Raw genomic sequence first — 2,895 nt, 5'->3', positions numbered from 1 at the left:
CGATTGCTGCGTGCCCGGCCGCTGCCCAGGCAGCGGCGAGCCGGGGAAGGCTGACGCGCTCAGCCGTTGGCCTTCTCGTATGCCTCACGAACGGTCGCGGGAACACGGCCGCGGTCGTTGACCTCGTAACCGTTCTCCTTTGCCCAGGCGCGGATCTTCGCGGTGTCCTGACTGCCGCCCGACGCCACGCGCGCCTTGCCCCGGCCACCGGAGGCCCGGCCACCGGTGCGCCGGCCGCTTTTCGTGTACGGCTCCAGGGCGTCCCGGAGCTTGTCCGCGTTGGCGGTGGTGAGGTCGATCTCGTAGCTCTTGCCGTCCAGCGCGAACGTCACGGTCTCGTCCGCCTCGCCGCCGTCGAGGTCGTCGACAAGAAGGACCTGAACCTTCTGTGCCATGGGGTTCCTTTCATGGAAAACCGGGGGGCTCGGGGTGCGGCGTTAGCCGCTGATGACTCACCCCCCATGTAATTACACTACGGGAGAATAGGAAACCGCCTTTCCCGGAAAAACACAAACCCCCCGGGAAGGTTCGACCGATCGACCAAGCGGGAAGGCTCATGGAAGGCGATGTTCCGGAGCTATGTGATAGGGGAGCGATTCGGACATAGGGCCCGCGGTCACAGTTGCAGAAGCATCCGGCTGTTGCCAAGGGTGTTCGGCTTCACCCGTTCGAGACCAAGGAACTCGGCGACGCCCTCGTCATAGGAACGCAGGAGCTCGCTGTAGACATCGCCGTCGACCGGCGTCTCGCCGATCTCCACGAAGCCGTGCTTGGTGAAGAAGTCGACTTCGAAGGTGAGGCAGAAAATGCGCCGCACACCCAGCCAGCGCGCCGTCTGCAAGAGCTTGTCGAGCACGAGGTGGCCTACGCCGCTGCCCTTGAGAGACCGATCGACGGCGAGAGTGCGGACCTCCGCGAGGTCTTCCCACATGACGTGCAGCGCACCGCAGCCAATGACCTCAGCGTCCTCGTCGCGCTCGGCGACCCAGAACTCCTGGATGTCCTCGTAAAGGGTCACGGTGGCTTTGTCGAGCAGGATGCCATCGGCCACGTAGGAGTCGATGAGGCGGCGCACCGCCCGTACATCGCCGGTCCGGGCGCGGCGGACGGTGACTACTTTTGATAGTGCGGAGGACATGCCCGGACGCTATCGCCCCGGGTCATCGCCCCGACTCACCGGGGCTCTCCCCTGGCTCCCCCAGTTGTGCGACGCGCATCGCATCCCGTAGTGCGTCGCGCTGCTCTTCGGACATCATCCCGAAGAACGCGACGAGGGCGGCTGCCGGGTTGTCACTGGCCGACCACGCTTCGTTCATCAGTGCGGCCGAGTAGGCGGCGCGGGTGGAGACCGCGGCATATCGATAGGCGCGGCCTTCCACCTCCCTGCGCAGCCACCCCTTGTGATGGAGGTTGTCCATTACGGTCATGACCGTGGTGTAGGCGATCGAGCGTTCCCGCTGAAGGTCTTCCAGGACTTCCCGGACCGTGACCGGGCGGTTCCACTTCCATACCCGCGTCATGACCGCGTCTTCGAGATCTCCCAATGGCCTAGGCACACCGAGAATAATAGTGGGAGATGTCCCGAATGTCGGGATGTGTACGCCAGAAAAGACACACGCCCCGGAACGCGATGCGTCCCGGGGCGTGCTCCGGCGTGCCGCCGCCGGCGCGGGCGGCGTCCGATCAGGGTCCGCTGGGGCCGGTCAGGCCGTCTCGCGGCCCGAGGTCCGGCCCTCCGCCTCGGCATGGGCCGCCAGCACCGCGTCCACCGCGGCGTCCTCCTTGGCCTTGTTGGCGCCACCCTGGCTCTTCACCATCGTCACGATGAGCGCGGTGAAGGCCACGGCCATCACGACGGGCGGGACCAGCGCGGAGACGTATTCCATGGCTCTCGGCCTCCTTTTGCTCGAGACCACCAGATTACGCGGGGCGCCGCGAACGCCCGGAGCCGGGCACCGGTCCCGGGCGCGGCGGCCCGGGGGCCAGGCAGGGGCCGGGGGTTAGGCAGAGCCAGGGGGCCGGGCAGGGGCCAGGGGGCCAGGCAGGGCCCGAGGGCTAGGCAGCCGGGGCCGGGCACCGGTCCCGGGCGCGGCTGCCCGGGGGCCAGGGGCCGGGCGCGGGAACGGGACCGGAGGCCAGGGCGGGAGACCAGGGCCAGAGGCCGGGCACCGGTCCCGGGCGCGGCTGCCCGGGGGCCAGGGGCCGGGCGCGGGGACCGGGGCCGGAGGCCGGGGAACGGGCGCCGGGGAACAGGGCCCGAGACCGGAGGCCAAGGCGGGGAAACAGGGGCCGGAAGTCGGGCGCGGGAGAACGGGGGCCGGGGCGGGCCCGCGCCCCGGGGAAGGGAGCGGGGCCCCGCCCGGGAACCAGCCCGGGACCAGGCGGAACGGGGCGCAGGCTTGCCCCGGGACCCGGTCAGCAGCCCGGACCCTGACCCCAAGGCCAGACGGACCGGCCCCTGCCCCCGGGCCTCGGGATACAAGCCCGACGCCCAACCCGGGGCTTGGGATTACAGCCCCGCCCCCCGCCCCGCCCCCGGGATACAGCCCGGGCCCTGACCCCCGAGGCCAGACGGACCGGACCCCCGCCCCCGACCCCCGAGGCCGGACGGACCGGACCCCCGTCCCCAACCCCCGAGGTCAGGCGGACCGGACTCCGGTCCCCGGGCCGAGCCGTGAGTCGTGTTCCGGGGGCGGCGAGGGGCGGCGCTTGGGCGGGAAGACCTCCGCCGGCGTGGGCACCGGGCGCCCCGGGCGGGGCGCCCGGCGGCCCGGCTCCCCCCGCTTCGGCTCCTGGCGGTCGCCGCGCTCCGGCGCCCCGGGCTTCTTGCGCGGCGCCGGCTTCGGCTCGTCGGCCCGCTGTACGGCCTCCTGCTCGGCCTCCCGCCCGGCCTCC

The 2,895-nt window shown here is 71.5% G+C and carries 4 protein-coding genes and 1 pseudogene; all 5 read right to left on the bottom strand.

Features of this window, described 5'->3' with window-relative positions; translation table 11 throughout:
• Window positions 1-59: 59 nt before the first annotated feature.
• Window positions 60-395: a histone-like nucleoid-structuring protein Lsr2 gene (locus tag AXW62_RS37785; protein ID WP_030838298.1), complete on the bottom strand. Its 336-nt coding sequence runs from the start codon at window positions 393-395 to the stop codon at window positions 60-62.
• Window positions 396-616: 221 nt separating this feature from the next.
• Complete coding sequence (locus AXW62_RS37780; RefSeq protein WP_037647517.1) at window positions 617-1,138, bottom strand: amino-acid N-acetyltransferase; 522 nt, start codon at window positions 1,136-1,138, stop codon at window positions 617-619.
• Window positions 1,139-1,160: 22 nt separating this feature from the next.
• Window positions 1,161-1,556 (bottom strand): BlaI/MecI/CopY family transcriptional regulator, encoded by a 396-nt coding sequence (locus AXW62_RS37775; RefSeq protein ID WP_078962213.1) that lies wholly within the window; start codon window positions 1,554-1,556, stop codon window positions 1,161-1,163.
• Window positions 1,557-1,703: 147 nt separating this feature from the next.
• The gene (locus AXW62_RS37770; RefSeq protein ID WP_060948348.1) at window positions 1,704-1,886 is read right to left on the bottom strand and encodes a hypothetical protein; all 183 of its coding nucleotides are present in this window, start codon (window positions 1,884-1,886) and stop codon (window positions 1,704-1,706) included.
• 753 nt (window positions 1,887-2,639) lie between these two features.
• Window positions 2,640-2,895 (bottom strand): annotated as a pseudogene (locus tag AXW62_RS45240) (hypothetical protein); the annotation flags it as partial.

This window comes from Streptomyces hygroscopicus subsp. hygroscopicus, from assembly GCF_001553455.1.
GTDB classification, from domain to species: Bacteria; Actinomycetota; Actinomycetes; order Streptomycetales; family Streptomycetaceae; genus Streptomyces; species Streptomyces hygroscopicus.
This window is presented reverse-complemented; position numbering and strand designations above follow the sequence as displayed.